This is a genomic window from Pontibacillus chungwhensis (assembly GCF_030166655.1).
Lineage (GTDB): Bacteria > Bacillota > Bacilli > Bacillales > BH030062 > Pontibacillus.
On the sequence record NZ_CP126446.1, the window covers coordinates 1615674 to 1640837 of the forward strand.

The 25164-nt window shown below is 40.2% G+C and carries 23 protein-coding genes and 1 riboswitch; of the genes, 15 read left to right on the forward strand and 8 right to left on the reverse strand.

Annotated features, from left to right (window positions below):
- Nucleotides 1–6: 6 nt before the first annotated feature.
- Complete coding sequence (locus QNI29_RS08400; protein WP_231416001.1) at nt 7–540, reverse strand: ferritin-like domain-containing protein; 534 nt, start codon at nt 538–540, stop codon at nt 7–9.
- 142 nt (nt 541–682) lie between these two features.
- On the opposite strand from QNI29_RS08400, the gene QNI29_RS08405 reads away from it, so the two are divergent.
- Nucleotides 683–1105 (forward strand): pyridoxamine 5'-phosphate oxidase family protein, encoded by a 423-nt coding sequence (locus tag QNI29_RS08405; protein WP_231416003.1) that lies wholly within the window; start codon nt 683–685, stop codon nt 1103–1105.
- A gap of 383 nt (nt 1106–1488) precedes the next feature.
- Nucleotides 1489–1641 carry a hypothetical protein gene (locus QNI29_RS08410; protein WP_231416004.1) on the forward strand — a complete coding sequence of 51 codons (153 nt, stop codon included), beginning with the start codon at nt 1489–1491 and terminating at the stop codon, nt 1639–1641.
- Between the two features lie 230 nt (nt 1642–1871).
- On the opposite strand, the gene QNI29_RS21125 is transcribed toward QNI29_RS08410, so the two are convergent.
- Nucleotides 1872–2420 carry a 3D domain-containing protein gene (locus QNI29_RS21125; protein ID WP_354665933.1) on the reverse strand — a complete coding sequence of 183 codons (549 nt, stop codon included), beginning with the start codon at nt 2418–2420 and terminating at the stop codon, nt 1872–1874.
- Nucleotides 2421–3022: 602 nt separating this feature from the next.
- Between QNI29_RS21125 and QNI29_RS08420 the strand changes: the two genes are divergently transcribed.
- Both QNI29_RS08420 and QNI29_RS08425 read left to right on the forward strand, forming a co-directional pair.
- Nucleotides 3023–4432: a sodium:solute symporter family protein gene (locus QNI29_RS08420; RefSeq protein WP_231416006.1), complete on the forward strand. Its 1410-nt coding sequence runs from the start codon at nt 3023–3025 to the stop codon at nt 4430–4432.
- A 13-nt stretch (nt 4433–4445) separates the two neighbouring features.
- A complete protein-coding gene (locus QNI29_RS08425) occupies nt 4446–5546 on the forward strand; it encodes a M24 family metallopeptidase (protein WP_231416007.1) in 1101 nt (366 codons plus the stop codon).
- A 156-nt stretch (nt 5547–5702) separates the two neighbouring features.
- Here the strand turns inward: QNI29_RS08425 and QNI29_RS08430 are convergent, their stop codons facing one another.
- Nucleotides 5703–5906, reverse strand: coding sequence for a hypothetical protein (locus QNI29_RS08430; RefSeq protein ID WP_231416009.1), 204 nt, complete (start codon nt 5904–5906; stop codon nt 5703–5705).
- Nucleotides 5907–5980: 74 nt separating this feature from the next.
- Nucleotides 5981–6511: a 3D domain-containing protein gene (locus QNI29_RS21180; RefSeq protein WP_370635414.1), complete on the reverse strand. Its 531-nt coding sequence runs from the start codon at nt 6509–6511 to the stop codon at nt 5981–5983.
- Between the two features lie 291 nt (nt 6512–6802).
- Here QNI29_RS21180 and QNI29_RS08440 point away from each other — a divergent pair, with 291 nt between their 5' ends.
- The 8 genes from QNI29_RS08440 to QNI29_RS08475 all read left to right on the forward strand — a co-directional run bounded on the left by QNI29_RS08440 (nt 6803) and on the right by QNI29_RS08475 (nt 18322).
- Complete coding sequence (locus tag QNI29_RS08440) at nt 6803–8440, forward strand: BCCT family transporter (RefSeq protein WP_231416011.1); 1638 nt, start codon at nt 6803–6805, stop codon at nt 8438–8440.
- A gap of 33 nt (nt 8441–8473) precedes the next feature.
- Nucleotides 8474–10150: a BCCT family transporter gene (locus QNI29_RS08445; RefSeq protein ID WP_231416012.1), complete on the forward strand. Its 1677-nt coding sequence runs from the start codon at nt 8474–8476 to the stop codon at nt 10148–10150.
- Between the two features lie 817 nt (nt 10151–10967).
- Nucleotides 10968–11843 (forward strand): DUF1028 domain-containing protein, encoded by an 876-nt coding sequence (locus tag QNI29_RS08450; protein WP_231416015.1) that lies wholly within the window; start codon nt 10968–10970, stop codon nt 11841–11843.
- A gap of 166 nt (nt 11844–12009) precedes the next feature.
- Nucleotides 12010–12570, forward strand: a complete 561-nt coding sequence (locus QNI29_RS08455) for an RNA polymerase sigma factor SigX (protein WP_231417543.1) — start codon at nt 12010–12012, stop codon at nt 12568–12570.
- Nucleotides 12557–13756, forward strand: coding sequence for an anti-sigma factor family protein (locus QNI29_RS08460; protein ID WP_231416017.1), 1200 nt, complete (start codon nt 12557–12559; stop codon nt 13754–13756). The genes QNI29_RS08455 and QNI29_RS08460 overlap by 14 nt, the downstream gene beginning before the upstream one ends.
- A 56-nt stretch (nt 13757–13812) precedes the next feature.
- The gene (locus QNI29_RS08465; protein WP_231416019.1) at nt 13813–14754 is read left to right on the forward strand and encodes an ABC transporter ATP-binding protein; all 942 of its coding nucleotides are present in this window, start codon (nt 13813–13815) and stop codon (nt 14752–14754) included.
- Nucleotides 14738–15610 carry an ABC transporter permease subunit gene (locus QNI29_RS08470; protein WP_231416020.1) on the forward strand — a complete coding sequence of 291 codons (873 nt, stop codon included), beginning with the start codon at nt 14738–14740 and terminating at the stop codon, nt 15608–15610. Before QNI29_RS08465 ends, QNI29_RS08470 begins: the two co-directional genes overlap by 17 nt.
- Before the next feature lie 399 nt (nt 15611–16009).
- Nucleotides 16010–18322 carry an S-layer homology domain-containing protein gene (locus tag QNI29_RS08475; protein WP_231416022.1) on the forward strand — a complete coding sequence of 771 codons (2313 nt, stop codon included), beginning with the start codon at nt 16010–16012 and terminating at the stop codon, nt 18320–18322.
- Nucleotides 18323–18469: 147 nt separating this feature from the next.
- Here the strand turns inward: QNI29_RS08475 and QNI29_RS08480 are convergent, their stop codons facing one another.
- The 4 genes from QNI29_RS08480 to QNI29_RS08495 form a co-directional block, all read right to left on the reverse strand.
- A complete protein-coding gene (locus QNI29_RS08480; RefSeq protein ID WP_231416024.1) occupies nt 18470–19201 on the reverse strand; it encodes a hypothetical protein in 732 nt (243 codons plus the stop codon).
- Nucleotides 19198–19794, reverse strand: coding sequence for a sigma-70 family RNA polymerase sigma factor (locus tag QNI29_RS08485; RefSeq protein WP_231416026.1), 597 nt, complete (start codon nt 19792–19794; stop codon nt 19198–19200). Before QNI29_RS08485 ends, QNI29_RS08480 begins: the two co-directional genes overlap by 4 nt.
- Nucleotides 19795–20040: 246 nt before the next feature.
- Nucleotides 20041–21333: a Na+/H+ antiporter NhaC family protein gene (locus QNI29_RS08490; RefSeq protein WP_231416028.1), complete on the reverse strand. Its 1293-nt coding sequence runs from the start codon at nt 21331–21333 to the stop codon at nt 20041–20043.
- Nucleotides 21334–21445: 112 nt separating this feature from the next.
- A riboswitch (SAM riboswitch) is annotated at nt 21446–21554 on the reverse strand.
- A gap of 164 nt (nt 21555–21718) precedes the next feature.
- Nucleotides 21719–22066 carry a YflT domain-containing protein gene (locus QNI29_RS08495; protein ID WP_231416030.1) on the reverse strand — a complete coding sequence of 116 codons (348 nt, stop codon included), beginning with the start codon at nt 22064–22066 and terminating at the stop codon, nt 21719–21721.
- 213 nt (nt 22067–22279) lie between these two features.
- On the opposite strand from QNI29_RS08495, the gene QNI29_RS08500 reads away from it, so the two are divergent.
- The 3 genes from QNI29_RS08500 to QNI29_RS08510 all read left to right on the forward strand — a co-directional run bounded on the left by QNI29_RS08500 (nt 22280) and on the right by QNI29_RS08510 (nt 25090).
- Nucleotides 22280–23182, forward strand: a complete 903-nt coding sequence (locus QNI29_RS08500; RefSeq protein ID WP_231416031.1) for a C40 family peptidase — start codon at nt 22280–22282, stop codon at nt 23180–23182.
- A 485-nt stretch (nt 23183–23667) separates the two neighbouring features.
- Nucleotides 23668–24948 (forward strand): helix-turn-helix domain-containing protein, encoded by a 1281-nt coding sequence (locus QNI29_RS08505; protein WP_231416033.1) that lies wholly within the window; start codon nt 23668–23670, stop codon nt 24946–24948.
- Nucleotides 24917–25090 (forward strand): hypothetical protein, encoded by a 174-nt coding sequence (locus QNI29_RS08510; RefSeq protein WP_231416034.1) that lies wholly within the window; start codon nt 24917–24919, stop codon nt 25088–25090. The genes QNI29_RS08505 and QNI29_RS08510 overlap by 32 nt, the downstream gene beginning before the upstream one ends.
- Nucleotides 25091–25164 lie beyond the last annotated feature (74 nt).

Sequence of the window (25164 nt, forward strand, 5' to 3'; positions counted from 1 at the left end):
GTTTTTCTATTGCTGTTGAGAGAGACCGAAATTAAAAGCTACAAGATGTTTCTTAGAGGCGTCTCTTAAATTGGTGAAGACCTTTTTCGCATTTGGAGGTAGATTCTTGATTTCTAGGAAGCGGTTATACATGGCAATATTGTCAATTTCAGCTTGAACGGCTTGTTGTAATGCAACTTTTATAGAAGAAGGCATTCCTACATAGTCCTTTGCCTTATTTGTGGGAATCTCTATATCGGTTTGGTTATATAAACGTTCTAATGCTTCTATATGCTTTTTTTCAGCTGTTTGAATTTTAGGAAACGGGAAGACTTGACCATATTTTTGTATCACAAGTTTGTATCGCTCTTGGGCAAGGTATTCATCTTCAATAGCATATTGTAATGCCTCCTCGTAAGTTATACGAGGAGCTTTTAAAGCCCCCTTTGCTCCATAATCAGCTGGAGGGGTTTGGGCGTTAATGAGTGAGCTTGCTAAGAAAACGATAAAGCTAAAAACAATTAAACCAATTCGAAAACGGCGGGAAAGTAGAAATCTCATTTTGACACTCCTTATCTGTGTATTTTCCGTTAGGGTGTGCAATATAGGATAAAAGATTCCAGAACAGCCAATTGATTTGTTTAAATTAAAGAAAAATCAGGAACACTAGCTAAGAAACAAATGATGAAGGGAGTCTTGAGAAATGAATGATCAACAGGCAAAAGACAAAATTTTAGAAGTATTAGACCATCATAAAATTGGAACACTTGCTACTGTTCAACAAAATAAACCTCATTCCCGTTATATGACTTTCCATAATGAAGAGTTGCATTTGTATACAGCAACAGATAAGGATACTCACAAAGCAGAGGAAATTGAAAACAATCCATACGTGCACATTTTGTTAGGGTATGATGGAGACGGCTTTAAGGATCCTTACATTGAAGTCGAAGGTAAGGCTGTTATTAACGATTCTAAAGAACTAAAAGAAAAGTTATGGAACGATTATATGAAGCATTGGTTTAAAGGCCCTGAAGATCCAGATTATATCGTTCTAGACATTCAGCCCACTCAAATTAGATTAATGAATGTAGAAGGGGAAGACCCTAAAACCATTCAATTATAAAAATGGAAGAACCTGTTATAATTTGGATAACAGGTTCTTTTAATTTTTTACGAAAAAACGCTATAAATCTAACCGAATCTTTACTGCTTTAATGCAGAAAAACATACCTCTAATTGAGAATAGATTCGATCGAATGTGTCAAAAATATTACAGAATGAGAAAGTACTTTAAACCGTTGAAATGATAGGGATTAAGCAGGGTAAAAAAATCAGATTATACACGTCGTATAATCTGTACAGTTTAAAATGATTATTAATAAAAATGTAGTTTTTTCATTTACAAACGTAGGTTATGGAGAGTACAATGAAAATTGTAAACGGAAGTTTTAGCTCTGGAAATGCAGGGAAATGCTTTTGTAAGAAATTAATAAGGAGGGTCACACAATGACCATCATGTTTTCAAAAGCTCGTGAATTATTCGAGAAAGATTATCAAAACAGCCAAGAGCTAACAGCTAGCAACACAACAACTCAGAACACAAACGCTGCTAAAAAAGGTAAGATGGGAGCCAGAGCAAAAAAGAAAAAGAGAAAATAAGTAACCAATAGGGAAGGATTCTACATTCATGCTTACGAAAATTAAAGAAGTGCCTGTGTAGCAATGAACTCGATTCATAGAAAGTTACATCTTGCTCATTATTTCAGTATAAGATCAAGCAGGCACTTTCTTTTACATAATTTGATTTCACCAGACCACCGTTCAACAGAAGGGTGTTTTTTTGTGTGATTAAACGTAAAAAGAGAGGACGGTAGTGTCCTCTCTGGCTACTAAGAAATGATTTTAATGGTAATGGTTCTTCTTCCATAATCTAAAGCATCTTTCCTGTCCTTCATATAGATATCAATCCGGTTTCCTTTAATCGCGCTTCCGATATCTCCTGCCACTGCTGTCCCATATCCTTCTATATATACTTTTGTACCTAATGGGATTACATTAGGGTCAACAGCAATCACCTTAAGATTTGGATTCTTTAACAAATTAATGCCGGTTCTTGTTATCCCACTGCATCCCTCACATTGAGCTGTGTAGGCGGTCGCTTCAACTGTAACTTCTTTTGAATATGTCTTCTTAGTTGTAATAGCTTTCTCTTTTTTGGAAAGGGCATGTGTTGAAGCTGGTTTCTGTAAGAAGCATGGTGTTGCTTCTTTCTTCTGTAGTGTAATTTCTTTATTTATAGTATGAGATTCATAAGTTCTGTCTGTTGAATTAGGATCCATTGATTGGGCTTGTACAACTTGATTATTAGAAATGAAGAAACTAGTAAACATAAAGGCAATGAGGAACGTGGAGATTGTCGTCATAAGTAAGTGTTTCATCAATCATCCTCCTTTAGTAACTGAGATGAGTATAGCAGGTCTACTCCTGAAACCCTATTAAAGAACCGTGACATTTACAAGACAATCAGAAGACAAACATGACAGTTATGTAACATGGAGGAGAGGGGGAGGTTGAAATAGTCGAAAAGGTCTATAATCGTTTATTTTCTATAGGTATTTAGAATCAAATGCATTTTTATTTCACAATTATATTTCAGAATATTTCTATCAGTAAAAAAACTTCTAGATTACGCATATTGAATGAAAGCAACGCCTGTGTAAATAAATGGAATAGGGCGAAAGTAAGCAAATATCCTGTAAAATCGCTATCATAAAGCCATTTTTGATTTTTCTATTATTATGATAAATTAGTTAGCAATTGTTCTTATGTGAAGCGAAGACATAAGCAAGAGTACCACTTTGATCAGTTCTACTGGTCCCTCTAATTATTCATCTTCGTTTTGTTTTCTAAAGATCCGGATCAGAAAACAGCATTTTTTTCATTTCCACAGAGTTCACATGAGTAGCGCGCGTAAGTATACGCTTTAAGCTAGCAGATTTAGTCAAATCAAATTGATTGTACAGGAGAGGAAACTAAACTTATGGAACTACAACAAGATCCAACATTATTATGGTTTATTGGATTATACGCCCTACTTATGATAGGTATTGGGGTATTTATGTCAAAGAAAGTCTCTGGAGCTGAGGACTTCGTGCTCGCCGGGAAAAGCCTGGGACCGTTTGTATTAATGGGAACCCTGCTCGCTACTTGGACAGGGAGCGGAAGTATCTCTGGAGGAGAAACTTCGATGGCATTCAGCTATGGAATTAAACCATCGCTTATGCTAATGGCACCAACACTATTTGGAATTATTATGCTTTACATTGTAGCACCTAAAATCCGTGCTTTCGGTAAATATACGGTATCAGGAATTTTAGAAGCAAAATACGGTAAGCTCGCTAGAAATATAGCAAGTGTCATTATAATACTTGCTTATGTAGGAATTGTATCCTATCAGATGAAAGGGTTCGGGTTTATTCTGAACTTAACGACAGGCATGACCGTTGAAACAGGGACGATGATCGGTGCAGCACTAATTATTTTCCTTGCGATGATCGGAGGATTACGCTCTGTTTCTCAAACAGATGCATTGAGTGGATTTCTAATGGTAGGAGGTTTACTCATTACAGTTCCTACAATCTTTGTAATTGCAGGTGGCTGGGAAGAGATTGTTGCAAATGTACCTAAGTCTCACATGGAGCAAACGGGTGGACTATCAACGATTCAACTACTTGGTTACTTACTACCGTCTCTTTTCTTATTATTAGGAGACCAAAATATGTACCAACGATTAGCCTCCTCAAAAAGCGATCGATCGTCTAAAAAAGCACAGATCGGTTGGTTAATTGCTATGCTGGTAATTTCACCAGCTATCTCATTGATTGCCTTTGCATCCCGGTCGTTATTCCCGAATATCGATCCTGGCATGGCCCTTATGGCCACGACGACTGTAATGCCAATCGCTATTGGTGGAATCTTGTTAGCTGCAGCGGCTTCGTTTATTATTACAACCGGAAATTCCTATTTACTTTCAGCAGCGACAAATCTAACGTATGATATATATAGAAACTATATCAATCCGCAAGCGTCTGATGAGAAACAACTCCGCGTGACAAAAGGTTTTATCGTCTTCTTAGGAGTGTTTGCCTTTGTCATTATCACGTACTTCCCAAGTGTACTAGCTGTTCAAATGTATGCTTACACCGTTTACGGAGCAGGAATTACACCAGCTGTGCTGGCTGTATTCTTCTGGAAACGTGTGACAGCAGCAGGGGGGATCTCCTCTATGATAGCTGGTGTAAGTTCTACGCTTATTTGGGAAGTCGTTCTACAGAAGCCATTTGATTTAAACAGTGTGGTCATTGCTGTACCGGTGGCTATTCTATTCTTAATTGTAGTTACGCTTAGCACAAACAACAAACAAACGTCTGACCTTGCGCAATCAGCTTAGGGAGAGTGAAAAAATGAAACAACGATTACAACAATTAACCCAATGGATGAAGAAAGAGTCAGTAGATGTCTCTTTCTTCAACTCTACAGAAAATGTCTTTTATCTTACAGACTTTCACACAGATCCTCACGAACGTTTAATGGGACTGTTTGTGTTTCAAGATGCAGAACCCATTTTTGTCGTTCCAGGAATGGAAGCAGGGCAAGTGAAAGATGCAGGTTGGCCTTATGAAGTGCTTGGCTATGCAGATCACGAAGACCCATGGGCATTAGTGAAGGATGCTCTTACCAATCGTGAGATCAAACCAGTGGAAAAGGTAGCCTTTGAAGAGGATGTTTTAACTTACGGCAGAAGCCAGTCTCTTCTTCGTTTATTTAATGGAGCTTCTCCTGTATCAGTAGAAGAAACTATTAATCATATGCGCCTTGAGAAAGATGAGGGTGAGATTGAAGTCATGCGCCGTGCGGCTGAGATGGCAGACTACGGTGTGAAAGTAGGTGTTGAGGCTCTCCGTGAAGGCGTAACAGAAATGGAAGTCTTAGCGAAGATTGAGTACGAACTAAAGAAAAAAGGAATTCGCGAGATGTCCTTCTCTACAATGGTCCTTTTCGGTGAGAAATCAGGGCAGCCTCATGGGAACCCTGGAGATCGTCAACTACAAAAAGGGGACTTTGTCTTGTTTGATTTAGGTGTAGTCTTAGAAGGATACACATCAGATATTACAAGAACCTTTGCATATGGATCGGTTTCAGATGAGCAGCGGACTATATACGAAACAGTATTAGCAGCACAACACGCCTCGCTTGATATAAGTAAGCCAGGTACGAGAATTGGGGACTTGGATCAAGTAGCACGTGATGTGATTGAGAAAGCGGGTTACGGAAAATTATTCCCCCACCGCATCGGTCACGGCCTTGGTATAAACGTACACGAATTCCCGTCAATGAGTCACTTAAATGATCAACAGCTTAAAGTGGGAATGACGTATACACTTGAGCCAGGCATATATGACCCTAACGTTGGTGGCGTTCGTATTGAAGATGATGTGCTTATCACAGAAGACGGATTTGAAACCCTAACCAACTATCCAAAAGAACTACAAATTATAGAGTAACAAGAAACCCGCCTTTTTGGCGGGTTTCTTTGTTCCTTAAAATTAGGCGCCGCCTCCGTTTGGTGAGTGCTAGGGGGGATAACTCGCTTTCCTTTTTGGAGCTAGAAAGTCTCTTTGTAAGCTGGCCCTATGGGGCGCCAGAGCACACTACTTACGTTATTGAAAAAACTTCTTAAACTTCTCCATCTCTTCTTGTGTATGTTCTTTCGTCTCATCGAAATAGGGGTTGTCTTTTGTAACATCTTTAGGGTCTAGATCTGTTCTCATGGATAGAGAAGGTTGATCTGGTGTTTCACCAATGAAGCGGTCATTTAGTTCATTGAAGTTAGGCTGATTCTTTTGATTTTGATGTTTTTTCATCGTGCACCTCCTAAAGATAGGATGGGTTCAATAAGTGGAACTATGTAAAAAAACTCCCCGGTAAGGGGAGTTTTTTATGAGCTAAGGATATGCACGTTTACGTTTTGGCGACGACCATAATCCAAAGCGTCGCTATTCTTTTTCATATATAAATCAACGCGGTTGCCTTGAATCGCACTGCCGATATCACCAGCGATAGCTCGACCGTACCCTTCTACATAAACTTCAGAACCTAGTGGGATAACAGATGGGTCAACAGCAATGACTTTTTTGTTAGGGTTTTCGAGTAGATTAATTCCTGTTTTTGTTATTCCGCTGCAGCCATCACAATGAGCTGTATACGCTGTAGCTTCTACTTGAACCGTACGTTTAACGTTTGAAGGGACTTCTTTGTCTTCCTCTTCATAGCGGGCAAAGTTAGTATCTTTTTTATCGACTTTTATTTCTTTTATCGGAAGAGAAACGCTTTGAACAGCTATTTCTTCTTGTTCTGTTAATTGGTTATCTTTCGTATCCTGCTTTTCAGCGTGAACTGGAGTCATCCCAAGTCCAAGGATTCCAAGAGCAATAAGGGGCGCTACCAATGATCTGATGATGTTATTCATATAAGTTCCTCCTTCACATTCATTAGAAGGCATGAAAAAAAGCCATCATGCTCCCTGAAGGTTAAATGGCTTTGACTGCAAGCAAATGGCGTAAATCGATTCGTTCGTTGAAAATCCTTCTATAGGAAAGCTTTTTTCCTTCCACATGATAAGGTAACACGGTGGTAGGTATGTGTAAACCATTCTTCGATAATTTTTGAGAATGAAACTCGTTCTCGATTAATAGCGAGAATAAAATTATCTCCTTCGCTCAAGCTAATGGCATACAGTTACGAAAAGGAGAGCGTACACATGAAATTCAAGTTAATTGATTGGCCAACGTTTATTGGGGCACTGATTTTATTATTAGCGGTTTCGGTCCCGCTAGTGGTGTTTCCAGAGGCAGGGAACAATGTAGTGAACATAGCTAATGAGTTTATGACCAGAAGGCTTGGTGTTGTTTACTTAATTGCTGGTCTTGGAATCTTATTCTTTATGCTTTATGTTTCGTTCAGCGAGAAAGGCAAGATCAAGTTAGGGGATATAGATGAAGAACCAGAGTTTAATAATTTCTCTTGGGCTGGTATGATCTTTTGCGCTGGTATTGGTGCGAGTATTCTTTACTGGTCAACGATTGAGTGGGCCTACTACTACCAGAGTCCTCCTTTTGGAATTGAACAAGGGACAGAAGAAGCGATTTTATGGGCGAGTTCTTACGGTATGTTCCACTGGGGTCCTATAGCATGGGGGATGTATTCCCTGCCAGCTTTAACGATCGCTTACTTTTACTACGTTCGTAAGAAGCCAGTTTTAAAAATAAGCGAAGCGACACGGCCTGTCATTGGTAAATTAGCTGATACTCCAATTGGTAATCTGATTGATATTCTCTTCATGTTCGGTCTGATCGGAGGGGCCGCGACAACGCTTGCTCTTGGTACGCCAATGATTGCTTATGGATTAGAGAATTTATTTGGCATACAGGTTAGTTTACTTGTCAAAACAATCGTTTTACTTGTCTGTACAACCATCTTCGCAGTAAGTGCGTATGTAGGATTGAACAAAGGGATTAAAGTGTTAAGTGATATTAACTTATGGGGCTCGATCTTCCTGATTGCTTTTGTATTTGTGTTCGGCCCAACACAGTTTATTGCAGAGACCACCTTTAATAGTATTGGATTGATCTTTGATAATTTCTTTAGAATGAGTACCTGGACAGAACCATACAACAGCTTAGGGCCATATGAGCGAACAGGTTTTCCTGAGAGCTGGACTATTTTTTACTGGGCCTGGTGGCTTGTATATGCTCCGTTTGTAGGGCTGTTTGTCGCTAAGATCTCAAGAGGAAGAACCTTAAAGCAAATGGTTCTTGGAACAATTGCCTACGGTTCGACTGGGAGTATATTGTTTTTTGGTGTCATTGGGAACTTTGGTTTGCACATGCAGCTTACGGGAGAGTTCGACGTTATTTCCGTTCTTGAAAATAATGAGCCGGCTAAAGCGATTATCGATGTGATTGGAAGTCTGCCTCTATCGTTTGTAATGGTGGCTTTGTTTACGATTCTGTCTGTGATCTTTTTGGCTACTACCTTTGATTCAAGTTCTTACATTCTGGCATCTGTTGTTCAGAATGAAGTAGAAGGAGAGCCTTTAAGATGGAATCGTTTATTCTGGGCATTTGCTCTTTGTTTAATGCCTCTAGTACTCATGTTTTTAGGTGGGCTATCCGCTCTTCAAACAGCAAGTATTGTAGGAGGGTTTCCACTCATCTTTATCATGATCCTGCTGGCCATTTCGTTCATGAAAGCCTCCACGTGGGATATCCAAGATGCGGGGGAGTATGAACCAAAAGCCATCCATATTGATTTTGAGGACGTCAAAAAGGTCCGTAAGAAAAAGAAAGATAAAAAGGGACCAGATGAAACCCATGTTGAAGATGACGACAAAGAATAGGGAAAGTAAACCTACATCAAAGGAGACACAACTATGAAAAAAGGTATCATCGATTGGCCTACGTTTCTTGGAGCTTTCATCCTTTTACTGCTCGTAACCATTCCTTTAATCCTCTTCCCTGATAAGGGGGCTGAGTATGTCAATCAGGCTAACACCTTTGTAACAACCAATTTCGGGGTTCTGTACTTATTGGTTGGATTAGGAATCTTTTTCTTCTTAATTTATGTCGCATTTAGTGATAATGGTCGAGTAAAGCTAGGAGAAGCAGATGAAAAGCCAGAATTCAACAACTTTTCCTGGGCGGGAATGCTTTTCTGTGCTGGAATTGGATCCAGTATTTTGTATTGGGGAACGATTGAGTGGGCGTATTATTATCAAGGACCTCCATTTGGGATTGAACCAGGTACAAAGGAGGCAATCGCTTGGGCAAGTACGTATGGCATCTTTCACTGGGGGCCGATTGCTTGGGCTATTTACACACTTCCTGCCTTACCGATGGCGTATTTCTACTATGTTCGTAAGAAGCCGGTATTAAAAGTAAGTGAGGCGACACGCCCATTAATTGGTAACTTGGCAAATGGGCCAGTCGGTACAGCAATAGATATCTTATTTATGTTTGGGCTACTTGGAGGAGCGGGGACTACGCTCGCTTTAGGTACTCCTATGATTGCTGAAGGAATCAATGAAATTACAGGAATCCCGGTTAATATGGTTATGAAGACCGCTATTCTTGCCATTGTTACACTTATCTTCGCGATTAGTGCATATAGCGGCTTGAAGAAAGGGATCAAAATTTTAAGTGACCTTAACTTGTGGTTATCCATTTTCTTATTAGCATTTGTATTTTTATTTGGGCCTACGAGGTTTATGGCTGAGACAACGACCAATAGTCTTGGATTATTACTCGATAACTTCTTCCATATGAGTACATGGACAGAACCTTACAATGCCCTTGGACCCTATGAGAAAACAAGCTTTCCTGAATCATGGACTGTCTTCTACTGGGCCTGGTGGCTCGTGTACGCTCCTTTTGTAGGGTTATTCGTGGCAAAGATCTCAAGAGGCCGTTCTATTCGTCAAATGATTCTAGGGACGATTATATATGGAACGATTGGAAGTATTTTGTTCTTTGGAATTATCGGAAACTATGGTCTGCATATGCAGCTTACAGGTGAATTTGACGTTATTAACGTGCTGAATAATGAAGGTGCCCCTCAGGCTATTATCGAGATAATCGGACAGCTTCCTCTAGCTTGGTTTATGATTTTTATTTTTACGATCTTGGCTATTATCTTCCTGGCCACTACATTTGACTCTAGTTCTTATATCTTGGCTTCTGTTGTCCAGAAGGAAGTAGAAGACGAGCCACTTCGCTGGAATCGTTTGTTCTGGGCATTTGCCCTTTGCCTTATGCCTTTAGTGCTCATGTTTCTTGGTGGGCTTGGGACGTTACAGACAGCTGCGATTGTCGGAGGTTTTCCTTTATTGTTCATCATGATTATGCTCGCGTGGTCGTTTATGAGAGCTTCATCAGAAGACATTCGCGCTTCTGAACATTATGAACCGAAGACGTTCGCACTCAATTATAAGAAAATTGTACAGCGTCTGAAGCGGAAGAAAAAGAGAGAAGAGAAACAAAAAGGTCCCGTTGATGCACATTTCGAAGATGAAGAAAAAGACAAAGATCATTCGGATGAGACAAAAGATTAAACGAAAGAGCCTGAAGCAAAAAATGCTTCAGGCTCTTTCGTGCACAATGCCCTTTTAAGTTTTTGGATCTGTTAAAGTTGTTTGTTGATTTTTACATGTTACATATATAAGTCCCTAATATGGAGCACCGGAAAGTGAGAATGTTTCCGCGTTAACCTGAGCGTAAGGTGGTTCGGGAAATCACTCGCTTTCCGCGGCCCCGCACGAGGTGGGGTCGTTCGACGTTGGCGATTGACGTGACGGTCTTAGTCGAACTTCATTATTCCCTTAAAAGCCTCCTCGCTGGAACTAGACTGGGTCCTTCTGCCGCAGGAGTCTCACAATTTCCCGCACAACCTTTTCCATATTTAGAAGAACGGAAACATGCCATATTAGAAGATAGAGTTGAATCTAAGCGATGACCCAGCTGGAGGGCCGTCTCATCAAACTTAGATAAGGGGTGTCTGGGGAACGGGGAGACTCCTGCGGGAGAAAGAGGTCGACGAGACCCCGCAGGGCATGATTTTTGCCCGAGGAGGCTCGACAGCTCGCCCGCGGAAAGCGAGTCGTTCCCCAGACACCCCAAGCACTAGTCAATAAAGACGGCCCCATCTACACTTCAATGTCTCAGCTTTTGGTATTGAAAAAGCCTTTAAAATAACAACACTAAACTATAACAGAGCCAAGTTTTTAGAAAACCAACAACCCAATCAAATGTTTAATGAATTACCAAGTAGGCTACAAATTTACATAATATTTAATAAATATACTTGATCCGTAAGTATACATTTTATTATAGTTAGATTAATTTAAATGTACGAAAAGGGGAGAAGTAAAGATGAACAGAGTCTCTAACCCTATTGTTGCAACATTTTCAATTGTGGGTCACGATCCTGAAACAGGAGAACTAGGCGTTGCCGTTCAGTCTAAATTCTTAGGTTCTGGCTCTGTTGTACCCTGGGCAAAAGCGGATGTGGGGGCTGTTGCAACGCAATCGCTTGCAAACCCTTCTTATGGTCCAGAGGGTCTTCAGTTATTAGAAGAGGGATATACCCCTGAAGAAGTTGTTCGAAAGCTTACAGAGGACGATTCCGAAAGAGAACTTCGACAAGTAGGAATTGTCGATGCTAAAGGTGAAGCAGCAACTTTTACAGGGGAGAACTGCTATGAGTGGGCTGGTGGGCAAACAGGTCCTCATTATGCGGTTCAAGGCAATATTTTAGTAAGTGAAGAAACCGTGAAGGAAATGGCTACGACATTCGAAAAGGCAGATGGCTCTTTAGCAGATCGTTTACTACAGTCACTTCAGGCAGGTCAAATGGCTGGTGGAGATAAGCGAGGGAAGCAATCTGCAGCGCTACTTGTAGTGAAGAAGAATGGAGGCTATGGAGGGTTTAATGACCGGTTTATTGACCTTCGTGTAGATGAGCATGATGAGCCGATTCATGAGCTTGTGAGAATTTATCATTTGCAACAACTCTATTTCGGAGCTACGAAAGAAGAAAATGTCGTTTCCATTGAAGGGGAAGTGAAAGAAGAGTTATTGAAACAATTAAAACGTCTAGGCTACTTACCAACTGTTTATGTTGTTGATTCCATTATGTACAAAGCGTTCACCTCATTTCTCCATCGAGAAAATTTCGAAGAACGAGCGCTTGAACATGGGAAACTGGATTTAGAGGTTCTGGAATTTATGAAACAAAAGCAGCTATAACATACGGGCTCTCTCCTATTCAGTAGGAGGGAGCTTTTTTATGAATGTTGATTTAAGATAGAAAGGAAACGGTTTTTATAAACTTTTCTCTACATACCTGTCACAAAACGAGAAAATCTGGTGTCTCTATAGTGAAAGCTGTTCGAAAGGAGGGGCCGCTTTGGAGGTGAGAGCGCAATTGTCTGACTCAAGCTATTCAACTATTTCTGAGCCAACAGAAGCTCAGTTTCAACAATTATTTAAACAATATTACCCGAATGTCGTTCGTAAAGTGATGAAAGTCGTTCAGGATCAACAAACCGCTGAGGAAATCGCACAAGAAGTGTTTCTTAAGTTATATCATGAGGACTGGGAAGGGATTCAATCAATTCCTGCCTGGTTAATGACCGTGGCAGTTCGTTTATCTTATAACTACATACGAACTGAGAAAAGACAAATGAAAAAAGCAGAGAAGCAAGCCACCTATAGTAAAGACGTTATCTCTTCTGTGGAAGAGACTTATATGAACAAGGAAGATCGAAATGAAGTGAAAGAAGCGTTAGCTCAATTAAACGAGAGGGATCAACTTCTCTTGATGATGAAGTTTTCAGGCTATCGGTACGAGGAAATTTCACAAATCGCTCAAGTGGAGCGTACATCTGTTGGGACATTAATCGCCCGGGCTAAGAAACGATTTAAACACATCTACTCAGAAATGAAAGGAGACGATCAGGATGAGGTGTATTGAAAATGGGACCTTGCAAGCTTATCTTGATGACGAGCTGACCCGTGATGAGAAGAAAACGGTTATGCAACATTTAGAATCTTGCCCTTCATGCCGGGAAGAACTAGAGATGTTACAGGCGCTTGATTTAGAACTAGATCTTTCCTTACAAGACTCAAGTTTAGAAGTGGATGTAGACGTAGCCTGGCGTACATTTGAGAAAAAGATCAATGTTAAAGGCCAAAAGGAGGAAAGTGCTAATCAGCCAACCTCTATTGAAACAGAACCCGTTAAACATAAAGGAGTGTCGAAAATGACAGCGAAAACAAAACGTTTGGTTGCCTCAGGTGTCGTAGCCGCGACCATTTTTGGATCTCTTGCTTTCCCGCAAGTTCAAGTCGCAGCCGATCAGTTCTTATCCATGTTCCGTGTCAACCAGGTTGAAATGGTGAAACTAACCCAAGAGGATATGCATGAAGTAGATCGTTGGTTGAGTCAGGAAAAGGAAGGGACCTATGATTTGAAGGGACTCGGAGAAATTAAAATTTCAGATCTAACACAAGACTTTAATGGATACAGTGAACACGCTCGCTTTTCAAATGTAGAAGAAGTTAAGGCCGCTGGATACGAGGTAGAAACCATCAACGACTATAATTTTGAAGGCATGCATCTCTCACCAGGATATGAACTTGGCTTTAATCTTGATGTCGATAAGGCGAACAACTTATTAACTCAGTTTGGCGTTGATGAGCAGTTTGATAAACGTTTGGATGGTGAAACCTTTTCGCTACATGTAGGTGAAAGGAAAGAATACAACTTCTCAAACGATAGCGGAAATATTAGTTATTCCAAAGTCGACGCACCTACGTTTACAGTTCCTGAAGGAGCATCTGTTGATGAATTGAAAGATACACTGCTAGAGCTTCCGTTTGTTCCGAATGATGTAAAAAGACAAATCCAGCAAATTCAAAGCATTGAGGAGACGTTACCTTTACCTTATGTTCAAGATGAAGGCGAAACGTTAGATGAGATCACCATTGCTGGAGAGAAAGGATTTATGGTCACCGGTCAACAACATTCCCTCATAATGTGGCAAAAAGGTGATAAGATCCATGTCTTAGAAACCTATACGGTTCACAAGCAAGATGGTACGGAAGCTCGCGTGGAGAGTAATGAACTACAATCAATTGCAAACGAATTAGCACAATAACAAAATGGGCTGCTTATGCAGTCCCTTTTGTTCGTGTGTTGAGAGGAGAGACTATTATGAATGTGATTGAAGCAAAAGGGCTTACGAAAACGTATAATGGCCAGGGCGGTATACGAGAGGTTACTTTAGATGTAGAAGAAGGCATGGTCTATGGATTTCTTGGCCCTAATGGAGCGGGGAAAAGCACATTCGTCAGAACGATGTTAGGACTTCTTACGCCAACAAGCGGAGAAGGGAAGCTTTTAGGAGAACCGATAGGCACATCAAAGTCTAGAGAACGTGTTGGATACTTACCTGAATTGTTTCGGTACCCAGATTGGCTGACAGGGAGAAAATTGCTTGAGAGTCATGCAGAACTTTGTAAGGTGCCTGTTCGCGAAAGAAAGAAACGAATAGAAGAAGTGATTGATCTCGTTGGTATGACGGGGCGTGATCATAAGAAAATTAAAGGATACTCAAAAGGCATGGCGCAGAGAATTGGCCTTGCCTGTGCATTAATGAATGATCCTAAGGTCATCTTTTTAGATGAGCCGACATCAGCTCTAGACCCGATTGGGCGAAAAGATGTGCGTGATTTAATGCTTCATTTAAGAGACCAAGGGAAAACGGTCTTTCTCAATAGCCACTTACTAAATGAGGTAGAATCCGTTTGTGATCACGTATCCATTGTACATAATAGCGAATTAATCGTTCAGGGGAAATGGCGTGAACTGATGTTAGTTGAAGCGAAGGTGGAGATTACCTCTTCTAAAGATGCGTCATTAACGAGCATGGAATACCCGGATTTCGTTCATCAGGTTGAAGCGAAGGAAGTGATAGATGGGCGTTCAAAAGCCATTTATCAATTGAGGAAGGAAGACGATATTCCTAAACTGGTTCATTATCTCGGTACCCACAAGCTTCCGATCTACGAAGTAACACCTGTCATCCCCCATTTGGAGGATGTATTTATGTACTGGGTGAATGAAAAGGAGCAGAGCTATGTGGACGATCGCTAAATTAACATTTAAAGAGATCATATCAAAACGAATCTTTCTTATTACGATGATTATGACCCTCCTTTTCCTTGTGTTATACGGAGTTGCTATTCACTATGCTGTGAAAGATTGGAATAACACATCGTGGGGAGGAGGGATGGGTGTAAACCAAATGATGCAACAACAACTCTTTTCTTCACAATTGTTGAGTGTTGGTCTGTATTTCTCATCGTTTATTGTGGCCTTGCTGTCGATTCTTTCTAGCGTTAGCGCCATTGCGAGTGAAATCGACAGTCATCAGATCGATACGTGGCTGATGCGGCCGATCACGCGTACACAGTTTCTACTAGGCAAAGTTATCGGACTTGGAGGATTACTTATTGCCTACGCGATTCTATTATTCGCAGGCATCCTACTCATTCATCAAGGAATTGGCGGAGAGGCGATGTCCCTTTCGTTCTCAAGCCTCCAAATTGGGAAAGCCATCTTGACTTACATCCTTCAACCGATCGTTCTTGTCCTGCTCGGTGTCATGTTAAGCAGTCGTATGACGACATTAAATGCCGGAATAGTCTTAATTATCATGTATGGATCAGCTTTTATTGGCGGGTTTATCGAACAAATCGGTACGGTGATGGAGAAAGCAGCTCTAGTTAATATAGGGATTATCTCAAGCCTCGTTTTTCCGGTCGATGCGATGTACCGAAAAATGACCGTTTTCTTGTTCGATACAGCGGATAATCCGGTTAGTCTAGCTCAACAAGGGATGTTTGCGAGCGCTTCAGCTCCGAATAACGTTATGATTGTTTATACGATCGTGTACGGGTTTATCGCTCTTATGTTAGCACTCTACTCATTTAAGAAGCGTGATTTGTAATGAATACAATGATCAGATGGTTTGCTATACCCCTAATGGCGATGATGTTTTTAACGCTTCTATTTATTTACACTAAAAGCTTTGCCATGTAATAAACTTTTATTAAGAACTCGAATTCGTAATGGAAAGCACAAAGTCTAAAGGCTTTGTGCTTTTTCTATGGGGAGTTAGGAAATATTTAATAATGAACCCCCTAGATGAACTAGTTCTTTATTACTATTTCACCTAAAATGATGGAAAAATTGGAACCATATGGATATCTGTTTCGTCTATACTAATGAAGCAAAATTTATGCCTAATGTAGCTTAGTAGAATCAGACCGTCACCTTAAGAATAGATCATCATCTTCTTTGTACTTTCATAGGTTACAAGTGGGCCTTATAAGAAAGGGAGAGATGCATGAAGAAAAAATGGATAACCGGAGCCTTATGTACAGCCTTATTAGCAGGAGGGGTTACACCTGTATGGGCAGACACAAGCTCAGATGTGAAAGTGGAAAATATGAAAACGGCAGCCTTACAAGAGGCAATGAAAGAAGCGGATATTACGAGAGACGAAGCAGTAAAAATTGCAAAAGACTTTGTTAAAGTTGCCGAGGATTTTGAACAGGAAGATGTTCGTTTTGACTCCCATTTTAACGGACGGGAACAAGTAAAAGAATGGGAGATTAATTGGTCGAAGCAAGGAAAGAACTTTGAGCATATTTCGGTCAATGTCAACGCTGATACAGGTGATGTGATACGGATGAATATTCACAGAGAATCCGATCAATCAGAGCGCACATTCCCTCCTAAAGTAGATTTTGAGAAAGCAACAAGTATTGCTCAGTCCTACATAGAAGAACGTTACTCCGATCAGATTGGTGAGCTGAAGCTTAATGAAAGAAGCGAAGAGCGTAGTACTGAAAACTTCCGTCGAACTTATCAGTATCGTGTTGAGTTTAATCAACTCGTAAATGGCGTTTCCTACCCGAATAATTCCATTGATGTGACGGTGAGTGGAAATGGAGACGTAACAGACATTTATTATCGATGGGATGAAGTGGACAAGTTTGAAGAAGTGAAAAATGTTCTTACGAAAGAGAAAGCATTTGAACTCTTCAAAGAGGATTTTGACGTAGAGCTTCGTTATGGGGTGAATCATTACTCCGCTCGTGCTGGTGATGATGTCAAAGCGTATTTAACCTACGTACCAACGAAGAAAGATGGCTTAGAAAATTATGGACTAAGTCAGATTGATGCTCAAACAGGTGAATGGATTAATCACGAAGGGACTCCTTTAAGTGAAATAGACGAAAGTGACAAAGATAAGTACGCGGTATCAGAAGAACCTGTAGCTGAAGAAGCAGAACCATTACAAGAATTAGAAGAAGAGTTAAGCCAAGAAGAAGCCATGAAGAAAGTAAAAGCATTTGTTGATCTTCCTGATGGCTACGAACTGGCTTTCTCGAATTACGATGAGAACAACTATAGATCGAATGAAAATCCAACATGGCGCTTTGAATGGAGAGATACTGGGGAAAGAAACTATGGTCCAACCGGAGTCCATGTTGCAGTAGACGCTACGACAGGTGAAATACTCAATTATGATAATCGTCAATATGAGTATTATGAAGGCGTTCCAGAAGACTTTGAAGTCAACACGACAAAAGAAAAAGCAAAAGAAACTGCCATTTCGTTCGTCAAAGAAGTAGCCCCATCTAAACTCGATCAGATTCATGTTTCCACCCCTCATGAACGAAAAAGTGGGGAAGACGAAAAAGTTGTATCGTATAACGTAAACTTTGAACGTCAGGTAAACGATCTACCAGTACAAAATCAAGGTGTGAATGTATCGGTAGCGGCTGATACAGGAGAAGTCATCGGTTACAATTTACAATGGGATGACGTTCAGTTCCCAGACCAAGATAAGGCCATCTCTAAAGAAGAAGCAAAAGAGACTTTACTTGATAAGTACGATTTAAAACTTCAGTACTTCACTCCTTTCGATGAGAAAGAGGAGAAAGAAGAAAATAATGATAAAGATGAAGCGATGCTTGTCTACCAACCATCTCTTGATGCAGGCTTCTATACGTCTCCTAGATTCTTTGACGCAACGAAGGGTGTTTGGATTGATGAACAGACGATGGAACCTGTGGTAGAAAATACTAAAGAGGTAACAGATATAGAGGGACATCCAGCTGAACAAGCTCTCCGCACGTTAGTCGAATATAATATGATTGAAGTAGAAGATGGAAAAGTAAATCCAGATGAAGTTCTGTCCCGGGCCGATGTGATTGAGCTGATGATGAAGGGGCTAGGCTTTGACGATTATTATTACAGCTCACGTGATGAGGTGCCATTTGAGGATGTAGAGAAAGGTACTGAATTGTACCGCTATTTAACGACGGCAATAGAGAGAGGTTTCCTCGACGGAGACGAGGAAAAATTCTATCCTGAAAAAGAAGCAGAGCGTGAATATGTCGCGAAGCTTCTTGTTAAGGCACTAGGTTATGACAACCTTGCAAGTAAAGAAGGAATTTTCGAAGCAGATTTCTCAGATGAATCTGAAATGGAATATGAAGGCCATGTAGCTCTTGCCACTCGACTTGGATTAATGAGCGGAAAAGATGGAGCGTTTGAGCCAAACGAATCGATCACGAAAGCAGAAGCGGCGGTAAGTTTGCTGAAGTATTTGGAAATTGAACCCACATTAAATGAAGATCGCTATTAAGCAAAACCCTCAGGCTCATGCCTGGGGGTTTTCAATTTCACGGGGGATAGGAAGCAGAAGAAATGGAGATTTGAACAAAAAAATGCTCCGGCCTTATCGCAAACCGGAGCAACAGCATTTCATTTATTAAAATTGGGAGGAACTAACTTACTTCTTGGGAGTCACCACATGGTACTCACCGTTCAAGATGACTCCCGCTACTGTAATGGATCGGCTGGCATCAGCTCCAGCTTCACCACTTTGGTAGCTGTAATTGGAGGTAATAAACTTTACAAATGACTCATCTGCAGCAGCTTTCTCCAACAAATCTTGGAACTGGGTATCGTTCTCTAACGAGAGGAGCAGTACACCCTCATGGTCCTCTGTTAAAGGCAGTTCCCTTTTGGTTAAATCACTTATATGAAACAGATATTGATCTGGTGTACCCTCTTTTGTAACGATATGTCCAGATAACACCTTTTCTCCGCTGAAAGAAAGGGAGTTTGGTTGTATATCCTGAAGGATCATACCGTTTATTTGATCTCCTACTTCAAAGTCTGTTGAGATTTCTTTGGAGATCATGGCTTTGTTTTGACTGTCAGAGACAGGATTGGAACCTCCTCCGGCAGAGTCAAATGTTTCAGGTGTTTCCGTTGAAGGACTTGAACTATACGGTTCAAGTTGCGTTACAGTTACGCCGCCCACAAGTAGAACAACTGTCGCATACACGGTCATCGCAGCAGGCTTAAACAAATAATGTTTCATTTTAGGTTTTTCAGGCTGCGTTTCATGACTAATCGCTTGAAAGACGCGTTGTTTATCCTTCTCTGTGAAGGAGGTTGGAATGTGGTTGTGATAGTCCTCTTTCAAGTCCTGTAATTGCCGATCCACACTCATCATTGATCACTCCTTTGGAGACTTGCCTCATTCAATAGCTCAGCTAATTTCTTTCTGGCACGATTTAAACGGGTTTTAACACTGGATTCTTTTTGATTCAAAGATTGAGAGATCTCTCTAATGGAAAATTCATTAAAATAATAAAGGATGAGTACTTCACGGTATTTAAGAGGAAGTTTCAAGATCTGGTTTATTAACTCACTGGATTCATCATCACGCATAACTAATGTTTCAGGTGTTAAATCGTCCTGTGTCTCTGTAATAAACGATTTGATCTTTTGAAAGAGGTTGTCATGCCTCGTATGGAAACTTCTCAAATAATCTTTACTCTTATTGATGGCTATAGAAAAGATCCAAGTTCGTAAGGATGATTTGCTTTGAAACGTGTGTAACTTCTTATACACCGTCAGAAACGTTTCCTGCGTGATATCATCTGTATCTGCGCTATTCTTAACATAGGTGTAAACAAAGCGCTTCACGTCATCACCATACTCATCCATAATCTTTTCTAAAGCTTCTGTTGAATCCATCTCTAGTAAATTTAGTGAGTCGTTTTGGCGAGAAGGGGGCTTTTCCATTGCAGCCTTTTCTCCCATCCTGGTTCATCCTTTCATTCCATGTATCCTTCGGTTGTGGGTGCGTTCAATAATAAGACGGAACGTTTCCACAACGGGATTCACTTTTAATGAAATTTTTTATAATTTTTTTGAAACCTTTTTTGCGGCCTATGATAAAGGGGTTTCTAACATCCTTGGTTCGAATCATTATGTAAAGTTTATCATTCACTTTATGGGAGTAGAAATAAAAAGAGTCAGGATGTTTATTACATCCTGACTCTTTCATTATGCAGCTGCTTTTTTAAATCTTGGGAATCCAACTAGAATGGCTACAATTCCTGATACCGCAATTAAGATCGGATAGAAAGAGTAAGGAAGCAGTTCGATAGGCGATAGCTCTCCAATCTGCGCTGCAGTTAACAGCTGAGCTCCATAAGGAATTAAGCCTTGAACGGTACAAGAGAATATATCAAGCAAGCTTGCCGATTTTCTTGAGTCGATCTCGTATTCATCTGCTACATTTTTAGCTAGTTGACCGGTTGTAATAATGGCGATGGTATTATTTGCTGTTGCAAGGTTTGTAGTCGCGACTAGCCCTGCAATACTTCCTTCGGCACCTTTTTTAGATCGAATGCCTTTGGTTAATGTGTGAAGGAGGAACTGGATTCCGCCGTTTTGGTTAATCATGGCGACTATTCCACCAATGATAATTGTAAGAAAGATTAATTCAGACATCGAGTTAATCCCAGATGTAATATTGGTCATGAAGGCATCAAGTGAATAGTCGCCGCTTATTCCTCCAATGACACCAGATAAAAGGATCCCTCCAATTAATACAGCCATAACATTAAGTCCGGCTAATGCACCAATGAGTACACCAATATACGGGATGACCTTCAATCCATTAAAGCTGTCTGGATTCACAGAAGATTCGCCACCAGATGTGAGTACAATTAACAGAATGATGGTAAGAATCGCGGCTGGGAGAACGATAAAGAAATTCGTTTTAAATTTATCTTTCATCTCTGTCTTTTGCGTGCGAACAGCTGCAATGGTTGTGTCTGAAATGATGGATAGGTTGTCTCCAAACATCGCCCCTCCAACAACAGCTGCTAATGATAACGCAGCGGAGAATTCCGTTTCAGCGCTAATTCCAACAGCAATGGGAGCAAGAGCACTAATGGTCCCGACTGAAGTTCCCATAGAGAGGGAAATAAAGCCCGCGATGATAAAGACTCCTACAATGATTAAATTCTCAGGTAAATAGGTTAAAGCCAAGTTTACAGTGGAGTCAACGGCTCCTATGCTATTGGCAACAGAAGAGAACGCGCCTGCTAGTATAAAGATAAAGACCATAATCATAATGTCAGGATGGCCTGCCCCTTTGGCAAACTGCTCAACTTTTTCAAACGTAGGTTTTTTACGATTTTGCAGGATCGCTACAATAGCTGCAAGTAAAGCCGGAATCAAGATAGAAATATAATAGAAATCACCTGTAATGATACCTGAACCTACAAAGATGACTAAGAAGATCCCTAAGGGTAACAGGGCGAGTGGATTTCCTTTGTTGGTATTCATGTTGCTGCACCTCTTTCTTGGTAGTTTGTCGAGTGTGTTGGGTTCTACTCATCCATGTCCAATAAAAAATGCCCCTTCTTAATCAGAAGAGGGCAATCTATACGAGCTCCTCTTCTCATCTATCAAGTGTTAACCTTGCTGGATTTGGCACAGCACTCATATGAAATGAGCCCGCTGCCGAGACATCGTAGGGCCAGTCCCTCCGCCTCTCGTGATAAGAAGGAGTATTCATTTTTTGTTTTACATGCAATGATTAAGTTTACTTACTTAGAAGGGCACTGTCAATGGATATACAAGAAAAGTCCAACCTTTTTAGATGTTTTCTGTATCCCTTCCCTTATAAGGAAAACAAAAATCCCAGTGTATGGGACACTGGGATGATCTCTTAAATAATATTTTGAATGTCTTGAGAATCTGTAACCATTAATAGGACTTTTCCCTCATCTAAGTGTTCTTCGTATGTTTCAGCTTCGTGTTGAGAAAATCCGAGGTCTTGTAATTTATTACGTAGCTCGTCACCTTTTTTGTTGAAAAGGTTGCCGACAATCTCTCCCATATTCATTTCGTTTATTCCAACGGTATTTGCGTCGGTATTGTCTGCGAGGCGTTCAGTGCGGTCATCATCGTGAGTCATTAAATAGATATGATCCTTTGTAACACCATTATCCGCTAATTTCTGGACGTCATTTTGAAGCTTTTCGTCATTCTGGTACTCTCGTACAAAAGGTTTCATTGTAAAGTTCCTCCTTCATTATTATTCCACTTTTTCACTTCCCTGTAGAGGTATTGTGAAACATTTGGATGGTTTTTGTAAGAGTTATGTGAAAAATATGACTTATATGAAAACAAATTGTAATATAACCGTAACTTTATGACGAACAATCTTTTGTTAGAATGGTCCTAGTAGAAAAAACAGACGATACTAGAAAAAGATGGAGTGGGGAATATGTTGAAAAAGATCATTGCTTGTGGAATGGCCGTTATGTTCACATTCAGTAGTGCATCTGTAGTAGGAGCTGCAACCAATTCGGACAAGTTGTTAAGCGTAGCTAGAACACATATGGGGGTACCATACGTCTTTGGAGGACAGAGCGCAAGCGGATTTGACTGCTCTGGGTATACTCAGTATGTATATAATAAAGTAGGCATTTCAATTCCACGTACGACAGGAAGTCAGGCTACTGTAGGGGAAGCTGTAAGTAAAAGCAACTTAAAACCTGGTGATTTAATATTTTTCAAAAATACTTACAAGAGAGGAATCTCTCATGTGGGAATTTATGTAGGAAATAATAACTTCATTAGTGCGACTTCAAGTAAAGGGGTGGACGTCGTATCATTGAATAATTCTTATTGGGGTCCGAAGTATGCAACAGCGCGCCGAGTTGAAAACTTCGATGTTAATGCATTATTTGATGACTTAGATGAGAATAATGAAGCTTATACAGCAATCAAAGAATTGGTGGAGAATGAAATCATTAATGGCTACCGTGATGGAACGTTCAAGCCTGACCAACCTGTTACAAGAGGACAAGCAGCTGCATTAATTAACAATATCATTGGTTTTGAGGCAAGTAATCAAGAGCCGTTTTCTGATGTGAGTGCTGGCCATACCTTTGCTAGCCAAATTGCGGCAATGAAAGAACTTGGCATTATTCACGGTTTTAACAATGGACTGTTCAAACCGGATGAATTCATTACACATGGGCAAATGGCAATTATGATTAAGAATGCATTAGAAGTTACAGGTGGAAACCCAGACGAAATGAAACAAGATGGGTACGATGAGCGAGCTTCTCGTGCGGAATTTGCAACAGCCTTACACGACACTCTTTTTCAATATAATAAGTAACTAAATCTTTACTAGTATGACGGTTTAAGAGTCTCTTTGGTTTCATTCCAAGGAGGCTCTTTTTAGTTCAGTATTTTATCTCTATTTGTTATTTACCCAGGCTGTAAATAAGTAAAACATAAGAGTTTTAAGGACGTTTGAGAGGGTAGGGTCCAATGGACTAATGAATGTGCGCTCATTTAGGTCAATGGGTGTGGTTTGTTAAGTTAATGTGTGAAAATTGGTCTTAATTTCCTGCTACTTAAGAATCGAAAATTATCAGAATATTGATATATTTCTAATTTTTATTTATGATGGGTCTAACTTACATCCTATACTCATTTATATGCTTGGGAAAATAAAGGGACAAAAGGGTGATTTTATCAGTCTTTTCTTCTAGGTTTTCCCAAAAATAAAGAGAGGTGTGAGAGGAGTATGAGAGAGATAGGAAGCATATGCTCTAGTAAAGAGTAAGTGCTTCTTCAGAGAGAGAGTTGATCTTTACATTGAAAGGTTCTGAAGTTGGGAAAACGATAAAGTTACATCGGCTGAACCAAAACCGCACGCTTGAGGAAACAGCTCAGGGAATTTGTTCAATCTCCTATTTAAGTAAGATTGAGAACGGGCTGACCAAATCAAGTGATGAAATTGTTCAATTACTCTTTAATCGATTGAATATCCCCGTAGAAACGCTTGAAGAAGAACTAGATGAAGGGGTCCTTGAACAAGAACTGCAAGAATGGTACACCGTTATTTTACAAAGGGAAACGGACCAGGCGACTGAGCAATATGTGAAATTAAAGCAAAAATTAAGCACACTCTCCACTCCGAGTACCTTGTCATTATTTAAACTCTATGAAGTTCGCTATCATCTCCATATGCGCCACCTTTCAGAAGTGCCGGTTCTCATGGACCGATTAGAAAGGATGCAAGATTTATTTGAAGAGAAACATCATTACTATTATATGAAGTTTTATGGTCTCTACCACCATGTTCAAGAAAGGTATCAGGAAGCCCAGCAATATTACAAGAAAGCGTTGGCAATCGGATATCAGAACACATTAAGTGATAGTGAAAGAGCTGATTTGTATTTCGTGACCGCGATCAATGAGTCCTCTTTGCAAAATGTGACACTGGCTCTTCATTATGCAAGGTTGGCACTAAATTTATATACAGTTCAATTTGATTTTAAACGTAGTGGAGATTGTCAAATTTTACTTGGGATTTGTTATAAGCGTACTCGCCAATTTGAGCAAGCGGATCAGTGCTTTCAGCTAGCTGTCAAAGCTGCTGGTAACCTGCAAAGTTCCTATTTAAAAGGAATCGCCTATCATAATTTAGGTTCCTTGCACGCTGCTCTTTCTCATCATGAGAAAGCAATTGATTATTTTCAGAAGAGCTTGATCTATAAGGAGAATAAGAATAGTAAAGGGAAATTAACGAGTATTGCTTCTATTGTGGAGTCTCTTTACGCCTTAGGTGATCAAGGAAGAGCATTAGAATGGATTGATCGAGGCTTAATGATGATCAATCAACAAGAGGATTTTCAAATCCTTCGATATTATTTTCAGGTGTATAAATACCGGGTCTTAGAGGATCTCATTAGTCTGGAGCATTATTTAAGGGAAACAGTCATTCCTTATTTTATCGATAATGAAAACCAATTCTATATCGGACTCTACTGTGAACTGCTTGCTGAGTGCTTGCAGAAACACAAGAGGTATAAGGATGCTTGTTATTACTTGACTCTGGCTAATGAATCACATAAAAAATTATCAATTACCTAAGGGAGAGTGGGAAAGTATGAAAAAATGGATGATTTCAGCTTTAGCTATTGGGGCGATCGCTTTTTCAGCAATAGGTGGGTTTACTGCGCAGGCATTAGACGAAGAGCCAGAACCTTGCACAATTGAATTAACAGACATTTAAGTAGTAAAGCCCCGGACTCTGGTTGAGTTCGGGGCTTTTTGTATGAGCTATTCCTCTGATCAAAAGTGAATATC